Origin of the sequence: Pseudoxanthomonas sp. GW2 (genome assembly GCF_000283075.1) — a bacterium.
In the GTDB taxonomy this organism is placed as follows: domain Bacteria; phylum Pseudomonadota; class Gammaproteobacteria; order Xanthomonadales; family Xanthomonadaceae; genus Pseudoxanthomonas.
Genome location: NZ_ALIP01000092.1, coordinates 14,107 through 37,307, shown reverse-complemented (window position 1 = coordinate 37,307; position 23,201 = coordinate 14,107). Strand labels below are relative to the sequence as shown.

Genomic DNA, 23,201 nt, shown 5'->3' with positions numbered 1-23,201 from the left:
ACCGCCCGGGACCGGCCGCGGTTCAGCCGTAGACCGGGTACTTGCGGCACTGCTCGGTGACCTTCGCCTTGACGGCTTCGATCACGCTGTCGTCGTTCGGCGCGTCGAGCACGTCGGCGATCCAGTTGGCCAGGTCGATGCAATCCTGCTCGGTGTAGCCGCGGGTGGTCACCGCAGGGGTGCCCAGGCGCAGGCCCGAGGTCACGAACGGCGAGCGCGGGTCGTTGGGCACCGAGTTCTTGTTGACGGTGATGTGGGCGCGGCCCAGCGCGGCCTCCGCGTCCTTGCCGGACACGTCCTTGCCGATCATGTCCACCAGCATCAGGTGGTTCTGGGTGCCGCCGGAGACGATCTTGTAGCCGCGCGCGATCAGGGTGTTGGCCATGGCCTGGGCGTTCTTCACCACCTGCTGCTGGTAGGCCTTGAACTCCGGCTCCAGCGCTTCCTTGAACGCCACGGCCTTGGCCGCGATCACGTGCATCAGCGGACCGCCCTGGATGCCCGGGAACACGATCGACTGCAGCTTCTTGGAGATGTCCTCGAACTTGTCGCCCGCGCCCCCGGCGGAGGCCAGGATGATGCCGCCGCGCGGGCCGCGCAGGGTCTTGTGGGTGGTCGAGGTGACCACGTGCGCGTGCGGCAGCGGGTTCGGGTACACGCCGGCGGCGACCAGGCCGGCGACGTGGGCCATGTCCACGAACAGGTAGGCGCCGACCTTGTCGGCGATGGCGCGGGAGGGCGCCCAGTCGACCACCTGCGAATAGGCGGAGAAGCCGGCCACCACCATCTTCGGCTTGTGCTCCACGGCCAGGCGCTCGACCTCGTCGTAGTCGATCAGGCCCTGGTCGTCCACGCCGTACTGGATGGCGTTGAAGATCTTGCCGGAGGCGTTGACCTTGGCACCGTGGGTCAGGTGGCCGCCATGGGCCAGCGACATCCCCAGGATGGTGTCGCCCGGCTGCAGGAGGGCGAAGTAAACCGCCTGGTTGGCCTGCGAGCCGCTGTGCGGCTGCACGTTGGCGTAGTCGGCGCCGAACAGCTGCCTGGCGCGGTCGATGGCCAGCTGCTCGGCCACGTCGACGTACTCGCAGCCGCCGTAGTAGCGCTTGTGCGGATAGCCCTCGGCGTACTTGTTGGTCAGCACGCTGCCCTGGGCCTCCAGCACGCGCGGGCTGGCGTAGTTCTCGCTGGCGATCAGCTCGACATGGTCCTCCTGGCGGCGGGCCTCGTCGGCGATGGCCTGGGCCAGTTCGGGGTCGTAGGACGCAATACGGGCATCACGCGAGTACATCGGCGGCTCCAGCAGGCAGGAAAAAGGGGAAAGGCCGGCCAATTGTATGCCGGCCGCCGCCCCGGCGCCCGTACCGCGGCGGACGCGGCGGACGCAAACGCAACCGGCCACCCGAGGGTGGCCGGCTGGCGGTCCATGCGCCCCTCCGGGGGCATGGCTCAATGGTGCAGGATCAGGTCGGCGATGATGCCGGTGGCGATCGCCACCAGGAGCATGTTGCCGTGGTCGTCGCGCACCCAGTGGTGGCCGTGCGGCGGCGGGCGCAGGTGGTAGTGGGAGTAGTCGTGCACCACGTAGACCGGGCCGTGGTAGTGGTCGTGGAAGCGCTGGCCGCGGGCCCAGACGTGGCGCGGCGGCGGGGGCGGCGCCGGGCGGTGGTGGACCACGACCCGCGGCGGCGCGTGGTGGTGCCCGGGGCGGTAATGGGAACGGTTGTCGCGGCGGTGGTGCGCCGGGCCGCGGTCGTGGCCCCGGTTCCAGCCATGGCGGTCATGGTGGCGGTCACCGGCCGCTTCGGCCTGGGGGACCGCTGCGCCGAGGCCCAGCACGGCCGCGACGGTCAGGGCGATCAGGTGGGTGCGCTTCATGGGGCGGCTCTCCCGCTGTGGTGACGCCTCCATCTTGCTCACGCCGCCTGAACGGATCGCCCCGCGAAACCGGCTCCAGCCGGGTCCGCGCCGCGCGCGTTCAGGATCCAGCCAGCCGCCGGCGGCGCCCGGCAGGCGCCCCGGCGGCGGGCTATAATTCGCGATTCCCCAGATTCCTACGCCGCCTGCCCGCCGGGCCAGGCGGATTGCGCACGGAGAGACCATGTCCTCGCAGTACATCTACACCATGAACCGGGTCAGCAAGGTGGTCCCGCCCAAGCGGCAGATCATCAAGGACATCTCGCTGAGCTTCTTCCCGGGGGCCAAGATCGGCCTGCTGGGCCTCAACGGCGCCGGCAAGTCCACCGTGCTGCGGATCATGGCCGGCGTGGACACCGATTACGAGGGCGAGGCCCGCCCGCAGCCGGGGATCAAGGTCGGCTACCTGCCGCAGGAGCCGCAGCTGGATCCGGAGCACACCGTGCGCGAGGCGGTCGAGGAAGGCGTGGGCGAGATCCTGCAGGCGCAGAAGCGCCTGGACGAGGTCTACGCCGCCTACGCCGAGGAAGGCGCCGACTTCGACGCCCTGGCCAAGGAGCAGGAGCGCCTGGAGGCGATCCTCGCCAGCGGCGACGCCCACACCCTGGAGCAGCAGCTGGAAGTGGCCGCCGACGCCCTGCGCCTGCCGCCGTGGGACGCGAAGATCGGCAACCTGTCCGGCGGCGAGAAGCGCCGCGTGGCCCTGTGCCGCCTGCTGCTGCAGAAGCCGGACATGCTGCTGCTGGACGAGCCGACCAACCACCTGGACGCCGAGTCGGTGGAGTGGCTGGAGCAGTTCCTGCAGCGCTACACCGGCACCGTGGTGGCCGTGACCCACGACCGCTACTTCCTCGACAACGCCGCCGAGTGGATCCTCGAGCTGGACCGCGGCCGCGGCATCCCGTGGAAGGGCAACTACACCGAGTGGCTGCAGCAGAAGGAAGAGCGGCTCAAGCAGGAAGAGAACCAGGAGAAGGCGCGCCAGAAGGCGATCGCCAAGGAGCTGGAGTGGGCGCGCCAGAACGCCAAGGGCGGCCGCTCCAAGGGCAAGGCGCGCCTGGCCCGCCTGGAGGAGCTGCAGTCGGTCGAGTACCAGAAGCGCAACGAGACCAACGAGATCTTCATCCCGCCGGGCGAGCGCCTGGGCAACAACGTCATCGAGTTCCGCAACGTCTCCAAGCGCTTCGGCGACCGCCTGCTGATCGACGACCTGAGCTTCATCGTGCCGCCGGGCGCGATCGTCGGCATCATCGGCCCCAACGGCGCCGGCAAGTCGACCCTGTTCAAGATGATCACCGGGCAGGAGCAGCCGGATTCGGGCCAGATCATCATCGGCCCGACCGTGAACCTGGCCTACGTGGACCAGAGCCGCGACGCGCTGGACCCGGACAAGACCGTGTTCGAGGAAGTGTCCGGCGGGCTGGACATCCTCAACATCAACGGCGTGGAGATCCAGTCGCGCGCCTACATCGGCCGCTTCAACTTCAAGGGCCAGGACCAGCAGAAGCGGGTCGGCTCGCTGTCCGGCGGCGAGCGCGGCCGCCTGCACATGGCCAAGACCCTGCTGCAGGGCGGCAACGTGCTGCTGCTGGACGAGCCGTCCAACGACCTGGACATCGAGACCCTGCGTGCGCTGGAAGACGCGCTGCTTGAGTTCCCGGGCAACGCCTTCGTGATCTCCCACGACCGCTGGTTCCTGGACCGCATCGCCACCCACATCCTCGCCTTCGAGGGCGACTCGCACGTGGAGTTCTTCCAGGGCAACTACCGCGAGTACGAGGAGGACAAGAAGCGCCGCCTCGGCGACGATGCCGGCCCCAAGCGCCTGCGCTTCAAGGCCCTGAAGTAAGCTTCCACCGGCCGCCCCGCGCGGCCGGTGCCTTTTCCAGCCCCCGCCAGGCCGGAGCCTGCCCATGTCCCTGCCCGAACGCCTGTTCAAGCTGAGCGAGCACGGCACCAGCACGCGCACCGAGGTGCTGGCCGGCCTGACCACCTTCCTGACGATGTCCTACATCGTCTTCGTCAACCCGGCGATCCTGGCCACCACGGGCATGGACCCGGGCGCGGTGTTCGTGGCCACCTGCCTGGCCGCGGCGCTGGGTTCGGCGGTGATGGCGCTGGCGGCCAATTTCCCGGTGGGCATGGCCCCGGGCATGGGCCTGAACGCGTTCTTCGCCTTCACCGTGGTCGGCGCCGCCGGCCTGCCCTGGGAGCAGGCGCTGGCGGCGGTGCTGCTGTCGGGCATCGTGTTCCTGCTGCTGACCGTGACCGGGGTGCGCCGCTGGCTGGTGGACGGCATCCCGGTGTCGCTGCGCAGCGCGATCGTGGCCGGCATCGGCCTGTTCCTGGCGATCATCGCCTTGCAGAAGTCCGACGTGGTGATCGGCGACGCCGACACCCTGGTGCGGCTGGGGCCGATGACCGAGCCGGAACCGCTGCTGGCACTCGGCGGCTTCCTGCTGATCGCCGTCCTCGAGGCACGCCGGGTCCGCGGCGCCATCCTCATCGGCATCCTCGCCGTCACCGCCACCGCATGGGCCATGGGCCTGGTGCAATGGAACGGCCTGGTCTCGCTGCCCCCGAGCCTGGAGCCGACCTTCCTCAAGCTCGACCTGCCGGGCCTGCTGCACTGGGAGGAAGGCGCCGGCTGGTCGGTGCTGCTGCAGGTGGTGCTGGTGTTCGTGCTGGTGGAGGTGTTCGACGCCACCGGCACCCTGTACGGCGTGACCAGCCGCGCCGGCCTGCTGAAGCTGGCGGACGGGCAGAAGCGCTTCGGCCGTGCACTGCTGGCCGACAGCACCGCGATCCTGGCCGGTTCGCTGCTGGGCACCAGTTCCACCACCGCCTACGCCGAGAGCGCCTCCGGCGTGCAGGTCGGCGGCCGCACCGGCCTGGTGGCCCTGGTGGTGGCGGCGCTGTTCCTGGCGGCGCTGCTGTTCTCGCCGCTGGCGGCGATGGTGCCCCCCTACGCCACCGCGCCGGCGCTGCTGTACGTGGCCGGGCTGATGCTGCGCGAGCTGGTGGAGATCGAATGGAGCGAACTGACCGAAGCGGTTCCTGCCGCGCTGTGTGCGCTGGCCATGCCCTTCACCTACTCCATCGCCAACGGCCTGGCCTTCGGCTTCATCGCCTATGCGGTGCTGAAGGCCGGCACCGGCCGCTGGCGCGAGGTGCATCCGGCGGTGTGGCTGGTGGCCGGCTTGTTCGCGCTGCGCTACGCGCTGGCCTGAGCTGGCGCGTCCGCCAGGCGCCATGCCGATGCACGGCATGGGCAGCCCTTTCCGCTCGAATCCGTCGCACGGTGCGCCGCGGCCTCAGCCCTGCGCCGCCAGCCGCGCCCGCTTCCGCGCCACCAGCCGGTTGACGTTGTAGAGCGAGACGAGCATCAGGTAGGCGCCTTCCAGCCAGCCGCTGCGATGCAGCGACACCACGTCCGCGTCCGCGAGCCCGGCCAGCCGCTCGCGGTCGATCGCGTGGAATCCCCGCAGGCGACCGGTCGTGGTGGCGTTGAACTGCAGGTCCAGCTCCACCGGCTGGATCAGCCCCAACCGCTCGAACTCGGCATACATGGGTCATGCGGCCTGCACCCCGTCGTGGATCCTGCGCAGCACCCGGATGACGTACTCCAGGTACGGGCTCTGCCCGCCCTGCGGCAGGAACACGGGCACGCCATCCGGCGCGCCCACCCGCGGATGGTCCAGGTCGACGTGGACCACCGGCTCGAGGATTTCCCGGCCGTGCTCGACCCGCGGCTGGAACCCGATCAGGAACGGGCCCTTGGCGACGTAACCGGGCAGGTAGGCCGCTTCCCAGCATCCATCCTGCAGCAACAGGTTCTCGTCCCGGTCGAATCCGAGCAGGGCGAACGCCTCCCACCCGGAGTCGTCGGCATTGCGCTTGAGCAAGATCGGGTAATCCCGCAGCAGTTCGGCGAACTCTGTGGGGAACGCCGGGACCGCGCCCACCGCGTCACCGAACTGCGGGCCGTGCCCCAGCGCCACCCTGAGGTCGCGGTGGGCGTCGTTGGCCAGCAGCTCGTAACGCGCCATTCCCCCTCCTGCCCTTCGTCCACGCCGGAACCGGCACGGGCGCCCCGCCCTCCGGTCCGCGCCCGTGCAGGGGGCCGCTGCCCGCGCAGCGGCCCCCGCGCCAAACCGGCGCTCACCCGCCAGGATCAGAACTTGTAGCGCACGCCCAGCATGTAGCGCGGTGCCTGGTCGACCAGGCGCACGATCTGGCTGCCAGTACGGCCGTGCCAGCGCACGTCCTCGCCGGTCAGGTTGATCGCCTCCAGGCTGAAGGCCCACTGGTCGTCGAGCTGGTAGGTGACGCTCAGGTCGATCTGGTCGTACTCCTCCACGTAGTACGGGTTGTGCGAGGCGTCGTCCTGGTTGCTGAGGATCAGGTACTCGTCGCGCCAGTTCCACGCCAGGCGGGCCGACCACCCGTACTTCTCGTACATCAGCATCAGGTTGGCGGTGTCGCTGAGGCCCAGCAGGGCGAACTGCTCGGCGATGGACGCGTTGTTGAAGCCGACGTCGCCGTTGACGATGGTGTAGTTGGCGTAGATGCCGAAGCCGGTGTCGCCGAAGAAGTACTGGCCGGCCAGTTCCCAGCCGTTGAGCTTGGCGGTGTGCTGGTTGACCGGCCGGCTGATGTTGAACTCGTACAGCGGGTCGGTCGGCAGGCCCTCGATGTCGTAGCGGCTTTCCATCTCCAGCGCCTGGCTGCCGTTGTAGGCCGCCAGCCCCCCGGTCTCGGTGGCGTTGCGCAGCATGGCCAGGGCGGTGAACAGGTTGGTGTCGCTGGCCGCGCAGGCGCTGTCGGGATTGCCGCCGGCCGCCTGCACCTGGGCCACGCAGTCCGCGCTGTCCAGGAACGCCAGCGCCGCCAGCGCATCCGGGCCCGAGGTCGGGTCGGTCAGGTCGTACATCGTGCCCCTCTCGACCGCGGTACCCAGGAAGTTGTTGACCGACTTGTTCCAGTAGGTCGCGCTCAGGTAGCTGGCATCGGCGAAGTACCACTCCAGGGCCAGGTCGACGTTGTTGGACTCCAGCGGCCGCAGCTTGGTGTTCTGTGCGTCGGCCGAGCCACGGCTGGATTCGTTCAGCAGCACCGAGCCATTCGGGCGGTTCACGTTGCCGGGGCCGGCGGCCAGGCTGGTGAACGGCGCGCGGGCGATGGTGCGGCCGAAGGAGGCGCGGCCCTTCAGGGTATCGGTGAAGTCGATCGAGAAATCCAGGTTCGGCAGGATGTAGCTGTAGCTGTTCGTGTCCCTGTACACCGTCGCGTCGCCCGGAGCGCCGTCCTTGATCTGGAAGTCGTTGTTGGACTGCCAGTTGATGGCCGCGCGGTTGGCCACCACGTTGACCGCCTCCACGTCGGTGGTCTCGTAGCGCAGGCCGAGCCGGGTGTTCACCGGCCGGCCGGCGAGCTGGCCCTCCAGGTCCACCTGGAAATACGCCGCGTGGGTCTTCTCCTCAACCATGCTGTTGGTGTTGAGGATCGGGTTGAGCCCGATGTCCGAGCCGTAGACGTCCCGTGCCCACTCCGCCAGCCCGCCGGCATTCCCGCGGAAGCCGCTGCGGAACGCGCCCGGGGCGCTGAAGTCGTCGAACATGCCGACCACGTCGTACGGGGTCAGCAGGCCCATCAGCCCGTTCTGCACGTCGCTGGCGACGTTGTCCACGCTCCAGTTGCCGAGCGTGTTGAAGTTCTCGGAATTGTTCTGCTGGCGCAGGGTGACCGTGGAGCTGTCCACGCCGAACTGGAAGCGGCCGTCGTCGAACACCCATTCGCCGTCGATGCGGCCCTGCTTGATCTCCGACTCCTGGCGCTGGGCGTTGATGCGCAGGACCTGGGAGCCGACCTGGCCCTCCTGCCAGGGCGGGTTGACCTGGCCGTTGGTGCCGGCCTGGGCGTCGGCCAGGGTCGGGTACCAGGTACGCGTGCCGATCGGCAGGCCGTTGTTGAACCGCAACTCCTGGGCATAGTGGCCGCCGCAGTTGGGTGCACCGGTGCCGACGCAGTTGTTGGTGCCGGCCACGCTGACGTACAGCGCGCCGCCGCCGGTCAGCGGGTCGTTCGGCTTGCTCTCGGTCTTGGAGTTGTGGGCGTCGAAGCTCAGGCGCAGGCTGTCGTTGACCCGCCAGTCGACGTTGAGGCCGATCTGGTTGAACTCGTACTTCTGCGCGTTGCGCTGCTGCTCCATGCCGAAGTCCTTGAACGGCGAGGAGCCGGCGGTGGAGATCTCGCGGATGTAGACCGGGGTGGCGATCGCGCCGCTGCGGTCGAACTCGACGTGCGTGTAGGCGTCGTTCTGCAGCCACATGCCCATCTCGCCGCGCTTTTCGGTGATCTCGTTGGTCGAGTGGGTGTAGTCCAGGGTGAACACGACGTCGTCGTTGGGCGCGAACTGCAGCACGGCCTGCGCGTTGACGCGCTCGCGCTCGAAGTCCGAGAACGCGTAGCGGATGTCGTTCGGCCGCGCGTACAGCTCACCCACCTCCGGGGCGTTGACCACGGCGGGGTTGCCGGGCATCGAGCCGGTCCATTCCTGCACGTTCCATGCGTTCTCGGTGGCTTGGGTCGAGCCGGCGCGGCGCTTCTGCTGGCTGGCGCTCAGGCTGATGCCCCAGGCCTTGTCCGGATTGGCGTAGCTGAAGATGCCGGACACTTCCGGGGTGATGTCGGTGCCGAACGGCTGCGACTTGTCGTAGACGCCCTTGACGCCGGCGCTGGCGACCACCTCGCCGCCGCGGTTGTTGAACGGACGCGCGGTGAGGATGTTGATGGTGGCGCCGATGCCGCCGGAGGGAACATGCGCCTGGCCGGTCTTGTAGACCTCCAGGCCGCTGACCGCCTCCGACGCCAGCTGCGCGAAGTTGAACGCGCGGGTACCACCGTCCACGCCGCCCACTGCCACCTGCCCGGGCGATCCGAACGCGTCCGCGCCGGGGACCTGGCGGCCGTTGAGGGTGACCATGTTGAACTGCGGGCCGAAGCCGCGCGCGGTGACCTGGGCGCCTTCGCCGTCGCGGCGCTCGATCGAGATGCCGGTGATGCGTTGCAGGGACTCTGCAAGGTTGGTGTCGGGGAACTTGCCGATGTCCTCGGCGCTGACCGCGTCCACGATGCCCGCGGAATCTCGCTTGATGTTCATCGCCTGGTCGAGGCTGCTGCGCAGGCCGGTGACCTGCACGGCGTCGAGCTGGGTTGCATCCTGCGCGTCCTGCGCGAACGCCGGGTTGACCACGATCATGCCGCCGACGACGGTGAACATCGCCCGCGAGCGGAACTTCTTCAGCTTATGGTTCATTGGGGGGAGTCCTTGGCACTGGGGGTTGGCGGCTATCCGGCGTGCGCTGGCGCGTGCGGACCGGGGGTGGCCGCCGTTACGCCGATAGACAGCGCTGGACATCGGGAACGCATGTACATCCTGGTACCTCCATCTCTCGGGCTTGCGAACGGGTGGTGTCCTTCGACCTCCGGCTCCGGTCCGGACGGCGCGTGCCGGCCGTGCTGGCTCGCCAGCTGCGGGACGGACTGCCTGGTCGGCGATCGGGATGGGCGCATTCTTCCGCGCGCCACTGCGCTGACAGGTGCCTTTCGATCGACCTGCGCGGCGGGCGCCTGTCAACGCGGGGCGAAGGGATAACAGCTGTCCTGCAGTGTGTCCAAGCACGGCGCGGCGTTATTGACGCTTGCTATCGCGGCATCCGCACGGAAGCACGAGCCTGCGGTTCGGCGCTGCAAGCGATGCTTGCGAGCGCCCGCCATGCGGCCGCTTGCTGCCGGCGCCGCGGCATTTCAAAACGACATGGCAATCAGCGCATTGCGGAATACGCATGTGTATGCACGCCGCTGCTGCCGCGCGTCATCATTGCTTGCAGTGCCACGCACGCGGATTTCCCGATCGATCCGTGACTCGGCGGACGCGATGCCGCTCGTTTTGCGCCGCAGCACGACTCTCCGCGGGTGGCGTCGCGGCGCAGTGCCATGCGCGCCGCCGATGTGGCCGCAACGCAGGGCATCCGCGTCGCGGTGGCCACGCGCGCACGCGGCCACCCCACCCGCGAAGCAACGCGGGCGGGGGGCAAGTGCGCCGCGGGGACTACTGGATCACGTCGATGAAGGTATTGATCGACAGCCGCCCATTGAGCGGATCGGGCGGCGGCACGTTGTGGTTGTCGATCGTGGCCGAATGCAGCGAATTGCGCCGGTACATCACCAGGCGGTTGAACACGCCCTCGACCTGGCCGATGCGCTCGAACATCGGCGTGTCCTCGCCGATGTAGCCCGGGCCGGGCGCGTCCGGTCCCTGGGCTTCTTCGTCCAGCTTGCGGTAATAGGCCTCGTGCCGGGTCTCGTCCACGTCCTCGAAGCCGGTGGCGCGGTGGCGGTAGAACGCGGTGCCGCCCCAGTTGCCGCGGAACAGGTAGTGCACCGCGGCCAGGCCCTGGCGCGAGACCGCGTCGATGTGCGGGATGCGCTGCAGGAACATCAGCTGCTCCGGCGCCCGGGTGATCAGCGAGTAATGCGAGGTCGCGCGCAGCCGGCCCGGCCCGATCCCGAAGAACTCCTCCAGCAGCGGCTGCGCCAGGCGCTCCAGCAGCACTTCGTAGGACGCCGGCGCGCGCGCGCGGATGCCCGGGAAGAACGCGCCCTGCGGCGTGAAGTCCAGGCGCGCGGCCTTGCGCACCAGCCGCTCCGGATCGGCCACCAGCTGGTCCACGACCAGCAGCGGCGCGCCTTCGCGGCCGATGGAAAGGCGCTGGACGCGCAGCTGCGGGCTGAGGTCGATGATCATGCCTTGGCTCAGCCCACGGTCGAACGGCGCCGGTTGTGCCACACCGACGGGTCGGCCGGGCAATAGCGCTTGAGGAATTCGTGGTGCTGCGGCATCGCCTGCACCGCGCGCTCGATCGGGCGGCGCACGCCCTGCAGCAGGGTCTGCATGTCCGCGTCGCTCAGGCCGCGGGTGAGCGGATGGTGGTCCTTGGGCACCACGCCCTGCCCCAGCATGCAGTGGGTCCACGAATCCAGGCGGAACAGCTCGTCCTCGCCCTGCCAGGCGTAGGCGGTGTCGCGGAACACCTGGATGCGCTCGGCCAGCTCCGGCGGCAGCTGCATCTCGCGGCACTGCTTCCACATCGGCTCGTCGCGCTGGTTGAGGTGGTAGTGCAGGATGATGAAGTTGCGGATGTGCTCCAGCTCGTCGCGGCTGACCTTGTTGTAACGGTCCACCACCGCCTGGCTGATGCCCTCGAACGGGAACAGCTGCACCAGCCGCGTCACCGCGCTGAGGGTCAGGTGGATGCTGGTGGATTCCAGCGGTTCGATGAAGCTGCTGGCCAGGCCCAGCGAGACCACGTTCTTGTTCCAGGCCTGGCGGCGGCGCCCGGTGCGGAACGGCACCACCCACGGCTCGCGCACCAGCCTGTCATCGGGATAGGCGGCGCGCAGCCTGGCCGCGGCCTCGTCGTCGGACATGTGCTCGCTGGAGAACACCCAGCCGCAGCCGACCCGGTGCTGCAAGGCGATGTGCCAGCGCCAGCCGGCCTCGTGCGCGATCGCCCGGGTGTACGGCACCGGCGGCACGTCCGACTCCACCTGCATGGCCACCGCGCGGTTGCACGGCAGCCAGTTGTTCCAGTCCTCGTAGCCGGTCCTCAGCGTCTGCTCGATCAGCAGGCCGCGGAAGCCGGTGCAGTCGATGAACAGGTCGCCCTCGAGCACCTGGCCATCCTCCAGCACCAGCGCCTGCACGTAGCCGCTTCCGGGATCCTGCCGGACCTGGGCGATCTTGCCCTCGACCCGCTTCAGGCCGCGGCCTTCGCACTTGGCGCGCATGAACGCCGCGTACAGCGCCGCGTCGAAGTGGTAGGCATAGCTGACGTCCGAGCGCTCAAGGCGCGTGGCGGCCTTGGTCCAGCGCATCGACCACTGCTGGGCGCTGTCGTTCGCGTCGAACAGCGCGAACCGGTCCAGGCGCGCGGCCGCCGTCTCCAGGCAGTAGTCGCCCAGGTCGGAGTGGATGCCGCGCCTGCGGCTCTCGAGCCAGAACTGGTGGAAATCGCACGACCAGGTGTTCACGCCGGTGGTGCCGAACGGGTGGAAGTAGCGTTCGCCAGGCCGCTTCCAGTTCTCGAAGGAGATGGCGAGCTTGAAGCTGCCGGCCACCGCCTTCATGAACTCGCGCTCGTCGATCTGCAGCAGGCGGTGGAAGGTGCGGATCGTGGGGATGGTGGACTCGCCCACGCCCACGGTACCGATCTCCTCCGATTCGACCAGGGTGATCTCCAGCAGGTCGCGGAACTGGTGGGTCAGCGCGCAGGCCGCCACCCAGCCTGCGGTCCCGCCGCCAGCGATCACCACCTTGCGGATCCGGTTGTTGTCCAAGACAGTCCCCCTCCATTGCGATGGCCGCCCGGGCCGCGATGGGCGGATGCGTGCGCCATCCCGTGGCGCCCGGATCCGCCGACCCGCCGCGGTCAGCGGTTGAGTTTGTTGATCAGGGCCGCCCGCATGCGGCGGGCGGAGGTTTCGTCGAACGGCGCCAGCTCGCCCCGCGCCTGCTCGGGCAGGTGCTCGCCGGCGCGCCCGGCCGGGCCGAACACGTAGTACTCGAACAGCTCGCGCCAGGCGCGCTTTTCCTGCTCCGGGCGGTCGCGGATCGACCACATCGCCAGGTTGAGCGCGTGCATCGGCGTGGGGATCCAGGCCGGCATGCTGCTCCACCAGTAGTTGACCAGCACGGTGAATGGATCCAGGCCCTGCACGTGGTGCCACCACATGCTGGGGATGAAGATCGCGTCGCCCGGCTCCAGCACCACCGTCTGCCCGGCCTTGATCGCCTCGGCGAAGCGCGGGTAACGCTCCAGGTCCGGGGCCTCGAAGTCGACCACGCTCACCGCCTGCCCGCCCGGCGTGGGATGCAACGGGCCGGGATAGAGGTTGTGCACCTGCTCCGGCGGGAACAGGGTGAAGCGGCGCCGGCCCACCGCGCAGCAGGCGATGTTGTTGGGCGCGTCGTAGTGGCAGGACGCGGTCACCCGGTTGCCGATCCAGATGCTCGGCGGCGCGGACACGCCGTGCCGCTCCAGGCCAAGGTCGTTGTGCCCGCGCAGGCTGGGCAGGCAGTAGTCGACCAGCAGCGAGGCCACGTAGTAGGTCGGCGGCGCCGGGTCGTCCTCGCAGGCGGCCAGCTCGTCCAGCACCTGGTCCAGGGTGCCGCGCCGCACCTCGCAGTTGAGGCGGGTGAAATCCTCGTTGTAGAACGGCCGTCCCGCCGTCGACGGCTCGCCCCAGTTGTATTGCAGCGGGCGGCCGTTGTAGTGGCTGCGCAGCAGCTCGCGCGCGGCCTGCGACGATTCCAGCCCGGCCCTGACCAGGCTCCAGTCGCGCGCCAGCCCCGGCAGCACGGTGGGCGTGGCCTCGGCGAGCAGCCGTTCCAGCGGCAGCGTCTCCGGCGTGCAGCCCTCGAGCACGCGCACTTTCGCGAGCCGGTCGAACATGCTCAGGCCGCCTTCCCCTCGGCTTCCTCGCGCAGGCGCCGCTGCTTCTCGGCGATCAGGCGCGACACGTTGTTCAGCGAGGCCAGGATCAGGTACACGCCCTCCAGCCAGCCCTCGCGGTGCAGTGCATGCAGCTGTTCGGCGTCCAGCGCCGCCAGGCGCTCGCGGTCGATCCCGTACAGCCCGGTCAGGTTGAACTGGTGCCCTTCGTCGACCCTGACGTCCAGGGTCACCGGCTGGATCAGGCCCAGCCGGTCCAGCTCCGGATACATCCGGCGCGCGCCCTCGACGCCGACGTGGATGCCGTGCAGCACGCGGATCACCTTCTCCAGGTACGGGCTGTTGCCGCCGTGCGGCGCGAACACCGGGTGGCCATGGCCGTCGCGCAGGCGCGGGTGGTCAAGGTCCACGTGGATCACCGGCTCGTTGCGCAGCTGGCCATCGACCATCTGCTCCTGGAAGCCGATCAGGAACGGGCCGCGCGCGATCACCGCCGGCAGGTAGTTGGCGTGCCAGGCGCCGTCGCGCAGGTACAGGTTCTCGCTCGGGCCGAAACCCAGCAGCGCCACCGCGTGCCAGGACCCGTCCGGGTCCTTGCGCAGGAAGATCGGGTATTCGCGCTGCATCTCGGCGAACTCGGTCGGGAACGCCTCGACCATGCCGACGGCATCGCCGTAGTCGGCACTGAAGCGCGCGGACACGCGCAGGTGGCTGTGCGCGACGTTGTTGAGCAGTTCGTAACGGGCCATCTTGGCTCCAGCAGGTTGGTGCGGACCGCAGGGGGTCCTTTCCCCGGAAGCTGCGCTTCCCCGATTGACCATATCGGCACCGCGCACGGCCCGCAAGCGGACTTTGGCGCGGCAGCAGGCCGCGAAAAAAAGGGACCGTCGCCGGAGCGACGGTCCCTGTCCTTGCAGCGGTTACAGCTACGTCGTTCCCACGTCAGAAGGTGTAGCGCAGGCCCACCATGTAACGCGGGGACTGGTCGACCAGGCGCACGAACTGGCGGCTGGAACGGGCGTGCCAGCGCACGTCCTCGCCGGTGAGGTTGATGGCCTCGGCCGACACCGACAGGTTCTCGGTCAGCTTGTAGCTCACGCTCAGGTCGATCTGGTCGTACTCCTCGACGAAGTACGGGTTGCGGTTGTTGCCGTTCTGGTTGGCGGCCAGCAGGTACTCGTCGCGCCAGTTCCAGGCCAGGCGCGCCGACCAGCCGTACTTCTCGTACATCAGCACGAGGTTGGCGGTGTCGGACAGGCCGGTCAGGGCGAACACGTCGGTGCTCGGGTCGGCCGCGCGGTCCACGCCCACGTCGCCTTCGACGATGGTGTAGTTCGCCAGGACGCCGAAGCCGGTGTCGCCGAAGAAGTACTGGCCACCGATCTCCCAGCCATGCAGCGTGGCCCCGCGCTGGTTCACCGGGCGGTTGACGTCGAACTCGTACAGCGGGTCGCCGCGGCTGGCGTCGCCGATCACGTCGTACAGGGCCTCCAGCTCCAGCACCTGGGCGTTGGAACCGTTGTACGCGGACAGGCCGCCGGTCTGGTCGGCGTAGCGCAGCAGCGCGGTGGCGGCGAACAGGGTGGTGTAGTCCTGCTTGCAGCCCTCGGACGGGTCGTTGCCGGCCGCGGTCACCTGGGCAATACACTGCGAGCTGCCCAGGAAGGCGTTGGCTGCCTGCGCGTCCGGGCCCGAGGTCGGGTCGGCCAGGCCGTACAGGTTCTCGCGGACCACGGTGTTGCCGATGAAGTTCTTGACCCGCTTGTTCCAGTAGGTCACGCCGATGAAGCTGGACGGGGCGAAGTACCACTCCAGGCCGATGTCGACGTTATCCGACTCAAGCGGCAGCAGGCTCGGGGTCTGCGCGTTGCCGGTGGCGCGGTATTGCTCGCCGTACAGGATCGAGCCGCTCGGGATTCCCGGGTTCGGGCCGGCGTACAGGTTGCCGTACGGGGCGCGGGCGATGGTCTTGCTGAACGACGCGCGGCCCTTCAGGTCGGCGGTGAAGTCGATGCTGAAGTCCAGGTTCGGCAGCACGTAGCTGTAGCTGGCCGTCTCGGAGAACGGCATCGCCTCGGGCGAGTTGCGGATCTGGAAGTCGTTGTTCGACAGCCAGGCCATGCCCGACGGGACCTGGATGACCGAGGTCGACTTCACGTCGGTCTTCTCGTAGCGGACGCCGGCGACCATGTAGGTCGGGAAGTCGCCCAGCATGCCGTCCTGCTCCCACTGGATGTAGATCGACTTGGTCTTCTCCTGGACCAGGTTGTCGGCGTCGTACGCCGGGTACACGCTCGCCTTGATCTCGTCGCAGCGGTTCTGCGCGTTCCAGGCGGCCGGCGCGTTGCCCGCGGCGCACACGCCCTCGGCCCACTGCGCCAGGCCGGTGGCGTTGCCGATCCACACGTTGGAGTCGGCGCCGTTGGTGTTGAAGTCCTCGAACAGCCTGGTGATGCTGAACTTGCGCAGGTGGTTGGCGATGTCCGCGATCTGGCCGCGGTCGGTCGAGGTCCAGTCGCCCAGGGTCATCAGGTGGGCATGGCCGTCGACGTTCAGGCGGCGCATCTTGCTGTCGCTGGAGTTGACGCCGAACAGGAAGCGGCCGTTGTCGAAGGAGAACTCGCCGTCGATGCGGCCTTCCTTGACCTCGCTGTCCTGGCGGGTCGACCAGATGCGCATGATCTGGCTGCCCAGGGTCTCCGGCGCAAAGTCGGAGTTGACCACGCCGTTGGTGTTGGCCAGGGCGTCGGCGGTGGTCGGGTACAGCGTGCGCCACATCACCGGCAGGCCGTTGCTGAAGCGGTACTCCTGGGTCCAGTTGTTGGTGCTCGGGTCGGGCGCGAAGCCGCCGAAGCTGAACGCGGTGGAGCTGCCGCCGGTGACCGGGTCGTTCGGGCGGCTGTTGACCTTGGTGTTGTGGGCGTCGAAGGTCAGGCTCAGGCGGTCGTTGACGTCCCACTTCACATTCAGGCCGATCGAGTCGAGCTCGTACTTCTGCTCGTCGCGCTGCTGCTCGAAGCCGAAGTCCTTGCCGCCGCCGGCCAGGTCGCGGATGTAGACCGGGGTCGCAACCTTCTTGTCACCGTCGAAGGTGACGTGGGTCAGGTTGTTCTGCAGCCACATGGTCTGCTCGCCACGGTCCTGCGCGATCTCGTTGGTCGAGTAGGTGTAGTCGAGGGTGAAGGTCAGCGCGTCGGTCGGGGCGAACTGCAGCACGCCCTGGGCGTTGGTGCGCTCGCGCTCGAAGTTCTGGTACGCGTAGCGCACGTCGTTCGGCATGGAGTACAGCTGGCCGATCTCCGGCGCGTTCTCGATCACCGCGTCGGAACGGAACTTGCTGTCGGTGCCGGTCCAGCGGGCCACGTTCCAGCCGTTCTCGGTGGCCTGGGCCGAACCGCCGTGGCGCTTCTGGTAGCTGGCGTTCAGGCTCACGCCCCAGGTCTTGTCCGGGTTGGCGTAGCTGAAGATGCCCGAGATCTCGGGGGTGATGTCGCTGCCGATGGTCTGCGACTCGTCCTTCACCGCCTTGACGCCGGCGCTGGCGACCACTTCGCCGCCACGGTTGTTGAACGGGCGCGCGGTCAGGATGTCGATCGTGGCGCCGATGCCGCCGGACGGCTGCGAGGCGCGGCCGGTCTTGTACACGGTCACGCCGTTGATCGCCTCGGAGGCGAGCTGGGCGAAGTTGAAGCCGCGGGTACCGGAACCGATGCCGCCGACCTCCAGGCCGCCGCCGCCGAAGCCGTCGGCGCCCGGGATCTGGCGGCCGTTGAGGGTGACCAGGTTGTAGCCGGGGCCGAAGCCGCGCGCGGTGACCTGGGCGCCTTCGCCGTCGCGGCGCTCGATCGAGATGCCGGTGATGCGCTGCAGCGACTCGGCGAGGTTGGTGTCGGGGAACTTACCGATGTCCTCGGCGCTGATCGCGTCGACCACGCCGGGCGTGTCGCGCTTGATGTTCATCGCGTGGTCGAGGGAGCTGCGCAGGCCGGTCACCGTCACGGTGTCCAGCTGGGTCGCCTCCCGCGAGTCCTGCGCGAACGCGGGATTGATGACGATCATGCCGCCGACGATGGTGAACATCGCCCGCGAGCGGAGCTTCTTCAGCTTCTTGTGGTTCATCAGTAGGTCCTCAGCACTGGGAATTGACAGCCGTCGGCGTGCGCTGGCGCGTGCCCGACCGGAACCCGGCCGCAGTCACGCCGATAGACAGCGCTGGACATCGGAGACACGTGTACATCCTGTTAAACCTCCCCTCTCTCTGGTTCGAAATGGTGGTTCCTTCCGCCTTTTAGACGCAGGCGTTACCTGCTTTTCCCCCGGATCGCATTGCCCGGGTGTGTGCCGGCTCGAACGCCTCACCGGCGAATCTGGAAGAAAGGCGCGTTCCACGCCTCCCACGCGCTGGCCGCAAACTGTGAACTCCAGGTGCAGCAGTTAGCGGTACCAGTTAACGCGGGGCGAATGGATAACAGCTGTTTTCCAGGGTGTCCACAGTGCAGCGCAACAGTTTTTTTACTGTTTCGGCGGGAACATTCACGCGCACTAAACAACTGGAACATGACACCGCGGGCCAATATTCCTGGCACGTTCGGCCGATTCCGCCTTAATACGCGACCGCACTTTTGAAAGTGCCATACCAATCAAGGCATTGCGGAATGGAAACGTGTACACGGAATTTCCGTCCCCGCAGGTATGGAAATGCAAGCATTACTTGCATACCGGTCGGACGTAAGCGTCCGGCGCAAACGACAGCGACGGACATACTGCTGCGTCGCAACACAAATCTCCGCAAAGCCGGGCTGCCACTCCGCAACTCAAGCATTGCGCGTGGCGCCAGCCCCGACCCCGGGGCGGCACGGCTCAGGGCAGGAACGGGAAAACCAGCTTAAGCACGCCGCGCAGGGCACCCTCGGCGCTGGCGGCCACGGCCCTGGCACCGAGGCTGTTGATCGCATTGCGCACGTCCTGCCAGCGCAGGCTGGACACGTCCTTGCGCAGCAGCTCGGCCAGCTCCTGGGAGGCGGGCGCCAGCGCGCGCAGGCGCGCCACCACCACTTCGGTATCCGGCTGCAGGAAGCCGCTGCGCTCGGCCAGGGCCACCAGGGTGTCGAAGCGCACGGCCAGCACCTCGCGGTTGCGCTCGTAGACCGGCAGGCCGCCGGCATCGAGGATGGCCTGCTCGAACTGCTGGCGGTCGTCCGGGTGCTCGATGCGCACCGCGAGGAAACCCTCATTGCGGCTGCGCTCGCTGACGTGGCTGGCGCCGGCGCGCAGGTTGGCCTCGCCCAGGACGTGGCCGAGGATGCGGCGCAGGGCTTCGTCCGCCGGCTCGGCCACCAGCTGCCGCCAGCGCGCGTAGCCGTCGCGGCGCAGCGCGCGCAGCTTGGCCGGGGTCACCCGCAGCTGCGCCGCGGCGGCGTGGTTGCTGGCGTTGCGGTCGATCGCGCCGTCGCGCTCCAGCAGCACGAACACCAGCAGTTCCAGGTCGCGCTTGCTGAGCGCGCCGAAGCCCTGCAGCTGCGTCTGGCGCAGGAATTCGGAGGCGAACGCCGCCGGGTCTTTGAGTTCGAGCTGCTGCATGGGATTGGCCTCCTCCGGTGCCGCAGTATCGCCGGCGCCGGTCGCAGGGGCTGGGATGCGCTTGCAACCTCCGTCCCCCTTCGCGCCGGCAGGCGCAAGGATGGCACGGCGGCATACGCCGGCGTCGCGGCGTCCGCCCGGCCTGTGGCATCGTGTGCCGTCCGCCAGCCGGCGACCATCCGCACGACGCACACCATCTATATGGAGGGACCATGCTCGACACCGGACTGACCCGCCGCCACCTGCTGGCCGCCATGGCCGGCGCCGGCATCGGCGCCGCCCTGCCCGCCTCGGCCGCGCCGCGCCCGGTCGCCGGCGCGGCCCGCGGCACCCACGCCGGCCGCCGCCCGGATTCGATCGGCGTGGCCCTGGTCGGGCTGGGCTACTACGCCACCAACCTGCTTGCCCCAGGGCTGCAGCTGACCCGCAACTGCCACCTCGCCGGCATCGTCACCGGCTCGCCGGACAAGATCCCCGAATGGCAGCGCAAGTACGGCATTCCCGACCGCAACGTCTACAGCTACGACGACTTCGACCGCATCGCCGGCAACCCGGACATCCAGGCGGTCTACATCGTCACTCCCAACGACCTGCACAAGCCGCTGGCCCTGCGCGCGGCCGCCGCCGGCAAGCACGTGTGGTGCGAGAAGCCGATGGCGATGGACGCCGCCGGGGCCCAGGAGATGATCGATGCCTGCCGCGCCGCCGGCGTGCAGCTGGCCATCGGCTACCGCCTGCAGCACCAGCCCAGCACCCTGCGCCTGCGCGCGATGGCGAGGGAGAAGCCGTACGGGCGCATCCTCAAGGTGCGCGCCGACGCCGGCTTCCACGCCTACGACGACGTCGACCCGGCCAACAAGCCGTGGCGCCTGCTGCCGCAGCACGGCGGCGGCGCGATGTACGACATGGGCGTGTACTCGCTGCAGGGCGCGCGCTACATCACCGGCCAGGAGCCGGTGGCGGTGAGCGCGCGCAGCGGGACCACGCGCCCGCACCTGTTCGAGGGCGTGGACGAGACCACGCATTTCACCCTGGAGTTCGCCGATGGCCTGGTGGCGGAGTGCTCGACCAGCTTCGGCCGCAACATGAACCTCCTGCGCGCCGACTGCGAGCGCGGCTGGTACCAGCTGGAGCCGTTCCAGACCTACAACGGCCTGGCCGGCCGCACCAGCGACGGCCAGCTGTTCGATGACGGCGGCGTGCCGCACCAGCAGGCGCTGCAGATGGACAACGACGCGCTGGCGATCCTCGAGGGCCGGCCGCCGCTGGTTCCGGGCGAGGAAGGACTGCGCGACATGCGCGTGGTCGACGCGGTCTACGCCTCCGCGCGCGAGGGCGGCCGCCGCATCGTGCTGTAGCCGGTTAATCCGCGCTTCACCGCGCTGCTTCCAGGCTCAGGCCCCCGCACCGGACCCAGGAGCCAAGCATGAGCCGGACCCCTGCCCACCTCGCCGCCGCGCTGCTGTTGGCCGCCGCCAGCGGCGGCGCGCTGGCCCAGGCCGCCACCCTGCCCCTGCCGCCCGATCCGCCGCCGCCGGCGGCCGCGCCCATGCAGCGGCAGAGCGGCATGGTGGTGATCGAGCGCGGCAACGACGAGCGCGTCGTCGTCCGTTCCTACGAACCGGACAGCGTGGTCGGCGAGTACCGCATCGACTTCGATGCCATGGACGCCAACGGCGACGGCGTCATCGACCGCCGCGAGGCCGCGGCCAATCCCACCCTGGAAGCGGAGTTCCGCGCGGTCGACGAGAACGGCGACGGCCACCTGGACCGGGCGGAACTGTCCGGCTGGATCCGCTGAGCTAGAGCCCGGCGGCGTGCCGCCACAGCGCGCGCTTGAGCGGCGGCAGGCGACCGGCCAGGCCCAGCAGGTGCCCGCGCAGCAGGGTGGGCACCGGGTGGGCGTTGGAGAACACGGTATTGATCGCCTCGAACGCGTGCGCGGAGACCGTGTTGTCGCTCAGGCGCCGCCGCTCCCAGCGCTGCAGCCGGTGTGGCGCGGTCCAGTCGGCGCCGCGGCGCAGCGCCGCGGCCACTTCGTCCTGCAGCGCCGCCACGTCGCGCAGGCCCAGGTTCACGCCCTGCCCGGCCAGCGGATGCACCACGTGCGCCGCGTCGCCCAGCACCAGCACGCGCCCGGCAACCTGTTGCCGCACCAGCTGGCGGCGCAGCGGGAAGGCGGCGCGCTTCGACGCCAGTTCCACCTTGCCCAGGCGAGCGGCCGAGGCATCACCCAGCTCGATCGCGAACCGCTCTTCGTCCAGTTCCAGCACGCGCGCCGCCTCGGCATCCGGCAGGCTCCACACGATCGACGCCAGGCCATCGGTGAACGGCAGCAGCGCCAGCGGGCCGGTGGGCAGGAAGCGCTGCCAGGCGGTGGCCTGGTGCGACTGCTCCGTCCTGATGTAGGCGACCACGCCGCGCTGGCCGTAGTCGTGGGCGTCGACCTCCAGCCCGGCCAGGCGCCGCAGCGCCGACGCGGCGCCATCGGCGGCCACCGCCAGGCGCGACTCCAGCCGGGTGCCGTCGTCCAGGCGCAGGCGCACGCCGGCCGGGTCCTGCTCCATCGCCTCCACCCGCGCCGGGGTGTGGCAACGCACGCCGGCAATGGCCAGGGCCGCCCACAGGCGGTCGGCCAGCAGGTCGTTTTCCACGATCCAGCCCAGCTCCGGGCGGCCCATCGAGGCGGCATCGAACACCAGCTCGTCGCCGCCGGCCGCGTCCCATACCCGCATGCGGCGGTAGGGCTGGGCACGCGCGTCCAGCACCTGCGGCCACACGCCCAGGCGCTGCAGCAGCGCGGCGTTGTCCGGCGCCAGTGCGTACACGCGCAGGTCCGGCTGTTCGCGCGACCAGCGCGGCGCCGGGCGCGGCTCGACCAGGGCCACCTCCAGCCCGGCACGCGCCAGGGCCAGGGCGCAGGCCGCACCGACCACGCCGCCGCCGGCGACCACCACGTCCAGGCGCACGCGGCTCATCGGCACAGCTCCGGCACGTCGCCGCGGAAGCCCATGGCCCCGCCGACCAGCCAGGCCTGCAGCCAGGCGGCGCGGTCGGCGGCCAGCAGGCCCAGGCTACGCAGCGGGCGCAGCAGCGGCGAGGGGTTGGAGGTCAGCCGCGCCAGCCCGTCGGAGAACGCCAGGGTGCGTTCGCGGTCCTCGCGGCGGCGTTCGGCATGGCGCGCCAGCAGCGCCTCGGCGCCCGGATCGGCCGGCGCAGCACGCAGCAGCTCGGCCAGGGTCAGGGCATCGCGCAGACCCAGGTTGAAGCCCTGCGCACCCACCGGGTGGATGGTCTGGGCGGCATTGCCCAGCAGCACCGCGCGCGGCGCCACCAGGCTGGCGGCCAGCACCTGCGCGATCGGGTAGGCGCTGCGCTCGCCGGCGGCGAGGAAGCGGCCGGCGCGCCAGCCAAACGCGGACTGGATCCGCGCCAGCCAGCCGGCCTCGTCCAGCGCGGCCACTTCCGCGGCCTGCGCGGAGGGCACGCCGTGGACCACGCCGAAGGCGCGGTCGCCGCGCGGCAGCAGCGCGGTGGGACCGCTGTCGGTGAAACGCTCCCAGGCGGTGCCGTCGGCCGGGCGCTCGCCGCGCACGCGCGCCACGAACAGGGTCTGGCCATAGTCGTGGCGGCGCACGCCGATCCCCAGCGCCGCGCGCACCGCGCTGCCGGTGCCGTCGGCCGCCACCAGCAGGCGGGTGCGCAGCGACAGCGGGCCTTCGCCGGTTTCCAGGCGCAGGCCGCGGACGCCGTCGCCGGCCTCCTCCAGACCGGCGAAGCGCGCCGGGCGGTAGCGCACCAGGCCCTGGACCCGGGACAGCCGCGCCTCCAGCGCCTGGCCGAAGTCGCGCGCCACCACCACCTGCCCGAAGGCCTCGCGTCCGTAGTCGGCCGCGTCCAGCTGCACCCGGCCGAAGTCGCCGGCGCGGCTGACGTGGATGCGGCGGATCGGGCCGGCCGGCGCCTGCAGGCTGGACAGCACGCCCAGCGCCTGCAGCGCGTTGACCGAGGCCTGGGCCAGGCTCAGGTTGCGCTGGTCGAACACGGCCGGCAGTTCGCCGGCCGGGGTGGCCTCGACCAGGGCCACGTCCAGCGCCAGCCCGTCCAGGGCGATCGCCAGGCTGGCGCCGACCAGGCCGCCACCGACGATCACGACATCATGCGTTCGGATCATCGGCACATGATACG

Annotated in this window: 15 protein-coding genes and 1 pseudogene; 4 read left to right on the top strand and 12 right to left on the bottom strand. The window is 69.7% G+C overall.

From position 1 onward, the window contains the following. Positions 1-22 precede the first annotated feature (22 nt). Together glyA and B351_RS0106795 are read right to left on the bottom strand one after the other, a co-directional pair. Positions 23-1,291, bottom strand: a complete 1,269-nt coding sequence (gene glyA / locus B351_RS0106800) for a serine hydroxymethyltransferase (RefSeq protein ID WP_019398296.1) — start codon at positions 1,289-1,291, stop codon at positions 23-25. A gap of 158 nt (positions 1,292-1,449) precedes the next feature. Then, positions 1,450-1,878 (bottom strand): RcnB family protein, encoded by a 429-nt coding sequence (locus B351_RS0106795; protein ID WP_019398295.1) that lies wholly within the window; start codon positions 1,876-1,878, stop codon positions 1,450-1,452. A 223-nt stretch (positions 1,879-2,101) separates the two neighbouring features. Here B351_RS0106795 and ettA point away from each other — a divergent pair, with 223 nt between their 5' ends. Both ettA and B351_RS0106785 read left to right on the top strand, forming a co-directional pair. Next, positions 2,102-3,766 (top strand): energy-dependent translational throttle protein EttA, encoded by a 1,665-nt coding sequence (ettA, locus tag B351_RS0106790; RefSeq protein ID WP_019398294.1) that lies wholly within the window; start codon positions 2,102-2,104, stop codon positions 3,764-3,766. Positions 3,767-3,830: 64 nt separating this feature from the next. Then, the gene (locus B351_RS0106785; protein ID WP_019398293.1) at positions 3,831-5,147 is read left to right on the top strand and encodes an NCS2 family permease; all 1,317 of its coding nucleotides are present in this window, start codon (positions 3,831-3,833) and stop codon (positions 5,145-5,147) included. An 84-nt stretch (positions 5,148-5,231) separates the two neighbouring features. On the opposite strand, the pseudogene B351_RS16360 reads toward B351_RS0106785, so the two are convergent. The 8 genes and pseudogenes from B351_RS16360 to B351_RS0106745 form a co-directional block, all read right to left on the bottom strand. Continuing rightward, positions 5,232-5,966 (bottom strand): annotated as a pseudogene (locus tag B351_RS16360) (SapC family protein). Between the two features lie 125 nt (positions 5,967-6,091). After that, positions 6,092-9,235 carry a TonB-dependent receptor gene (locus B351_RS0106775; protein ID WP_019398290.1) on the bottom strand — a complete coding sequence of 1,048 codons (3,144 nt, stop codon included), beginning with the start codon at positions 9,233-9,235 and terminating at the stop codon, positions 6,092-6,094. A gap of 795 nt (positions 9,236-10,030) precedes the next feature. Beyond that, complete coding sequence (locus B351_RS0106770) at positions 10,031-10,726, bottom strand: DUF6445 family protein (protein ID WP_019398289.1); 696 nt, start codon at positions 10,724-10,726, stop codon at positions 10,031-10,033. 8 nt (positions 10,727-10,734) lie between these two features. After that, the gene (locus tag B351_RS0106765; RefSeq protein WP_019398288.1) at positions 10,735-12,318 is read right to left on the bottom strand and encodes a tryptophan halogenase family protein; all 1,584 of its coding nucleotides are present in this window, start codon (positions 12,316-12,318) and stop codon (positions 10,735-10,737) included. A gap of 92 nt (positions 12,319-12,410) precedes the next feature. Next, positions 12,411-13,433, bottom strand: a complete 1,023-nt coding sequence (locus B351_RS0106760; RefSeq protein ID WP_019398287.1) for a cupin-like domain-containing protein — start codon at positions 13,431-13,433, stop codon at positions 12,411-12,413. Positions 13,434-13,435: 2 nt separating this feature from the next. Further along, complete coding sequence (locus B351_RS0106755; protein ID WP_019398286.1) at positions 13,436-14,182, bottom strand: SapC family protein; 747 nt, start codon at positions 14,180-14,182, stop codon at positions 13,436-13,438. Positions 14,183-14,375: 193 nt separating this feature from the next. Continuing rightward, positions 14,376-17,552: a TonB-dependent receptor gene (locus B351_RS0106750; RefSeq protein WP_019398285.1), complete on the bottom strand. Its 3,177-nt coding sequence runs from the start codon at positions 17,550-17,552 to the stop codon at positions 14,376-14,378. A gap of 741 nt (positions 17,553-18,293) precedes the next feature. Then, a complete protein-coding gene (locus B351_RS0106745; RefSeq protein WP_019398284.1) occupies positions 18,294-19,013 on the bottom strand; it encodes a hypothetical protein in 720 nt (239 codons plus the stop codon). A gap of 212 nt (positions 19,014-19,225) precedes the next feature. Here B351_RS0106745 and B351_RS0106740 point away from each other — a divergent pair, with 212 nt between their 5' ends. Next, positions 19,226-20,371, top strand: coding sequence for a Gfo/Idh/MocA family protein (locus B351_RS0106740; RefSeq protein ID WP_019398283.1), 1,146 nt, complete (start codon positions 19,226-19,228; stop codon positions 20,369-20,371). 68 nt (positions 20,372-20,439) lie between these two features. Next, the gene (locus B351_RS0106735; RefSeq protein WP_019398282.1) at positions 20,440-20,814 is read left to right on the top strand and encodes a hypothetical protein; all 375 of its coding nucleotides are present in this window, start codon (positions 20,440-20,442) and stop codon (positions 20,812-20,814) included. Position 20,815: 1 nt separating this feature from the next. Here the strand turns inward: B351_RS0106735 and B351_RS0106730 are convergent, their stop codons facing one another. Together B351_RS0106730 and ubiH are read right to left on the bottom strand one after the other, a co-directional pair. After that, on the bottom strand, positions 20,816-21,991 hold the full coding sequence (locus tag B351_RS0106730; protein WP_019398281.1) for a UbiH/UbiF family hydroxylase: 1,176 nt from the start codon (positions 21,989-21,991) through the stop codon (positions 20,816-20,818). Beyond that, complete coding sequence (gene ubiH / locus B351_RS0106725; RefSeq protein WP_026010453.1) at positions 21,988-23,187, bottom strand: 2-octaprenyl-6-methoxyphenyl hydroxylase; 1,200 nt, start codon at positions 23,185-23,187, stop codon at positions 21,988-21,990. The genes B351_RS0106730 and ubiH overlap by 4 nt, the downstream gene beginning before the upstream one ends. Between the last annotated feature and the right edge of the window lie 14 nt (positions 23,188-23,201).

Bases quoted from the DNA above. Each gene is read 5' to 3' on its own strand.
- B351_RS0106735 (WP_019398282.1), top strand. From the start codon at position 20,440: ATGAGCCGGACCCCTGCCCACCTCGCCGCCGCGCTGCTGTTGGCCGCC.
- B351_RS0106755 (WP_019398286.1), bottom strand. From the start codon at position 14,182: ATGGCCCGTTACGAACTGCTCAACAACGTCGCGCACAGCCACCTGCGC.
- B351_RS0106770 (WP_019398289.1), bottom strand. From the start codon at position 10,726: ATGATCATCGACCTCAGCCCGCAGCTGCGCGTCCAGCGCCTTTCCATC.
- B351_RS0106795 (WP_019398295.1), bottom strand. From the start codon at position 1,878: ATGAAGCGCACCCACCTGATCGCCCTGACCGTCGCGGCCGTGCTGGGC.
- B351_RS0106740 (WP_019398283.1), top strand. From the start codon at position 19,226: ATGCTCGACACCGGACTGACCCGCCGCCACCTGCTGGCCGCCATGGCC.
- B351_RS0106750 (WP_019398285.1), bottom strand. From the start codon at position 17,552: ATGAACCACAAGAAGCTGAAGAAGCTCCGCTCGCGGGCGATGTTCACC.
- ubiH (WP_026010453.1), bottom strand. From the start codon at position 23,187: ATGATCCGAACGCATGATGTCGTGATCGTCGGTGGCGGCCTGGTCGGC.
- B351_RS0106785 (WP_019398293.1), top strand. From the start codon at position 3,831: ATGTCCCTGCCCGAACGCCTGTTCAAGCTGAGCGAGCACGGCACCAGC.
- B351_RS0106760 (WP_019398287.1), bottom strand. From the start codon at position 13,433: ATGTTCGACCGGCTCGCGAAAGTGCGCGTGCTCGAGGGCTGCACGCCG.
- B351_RS0106775 (WP_019398290.1), bottom strand. From the start codon at position 9,235: ATGAACCATAAGCTGAAGAAGTTCCGCTCGCGGGCGATGTTCACCGTC.
- B351_RS0106745 (WP_019398284.1), bottom strand. From the start codon at position 19,013: ATGCAGCAGCTCGAACTCAAAGACCCGGCGGCGTTCGCCTCCGAATTC.
- glyA (WP_019398296.1), bottom strand. From the start codon at position 1,291: ATGTACTCGCGTGATGCCCGTATTGCGTCCTACGACCCCGAACTGGCC.
- ettA (WP_019398294.1), top strand. From the start codon at position 2,102: ATGTCCTCGCAGTACATCTACACCATGAACCGGGTCAGCAAGGTGGTC.
- B351_RS0106730 (WP_019398281.1), bottom strand. From the start codon at position 21,991: ATGAGCCGCGTGCGCCTGGACGTGGTGGTCGCCGGCGGCGGCGTGGTC.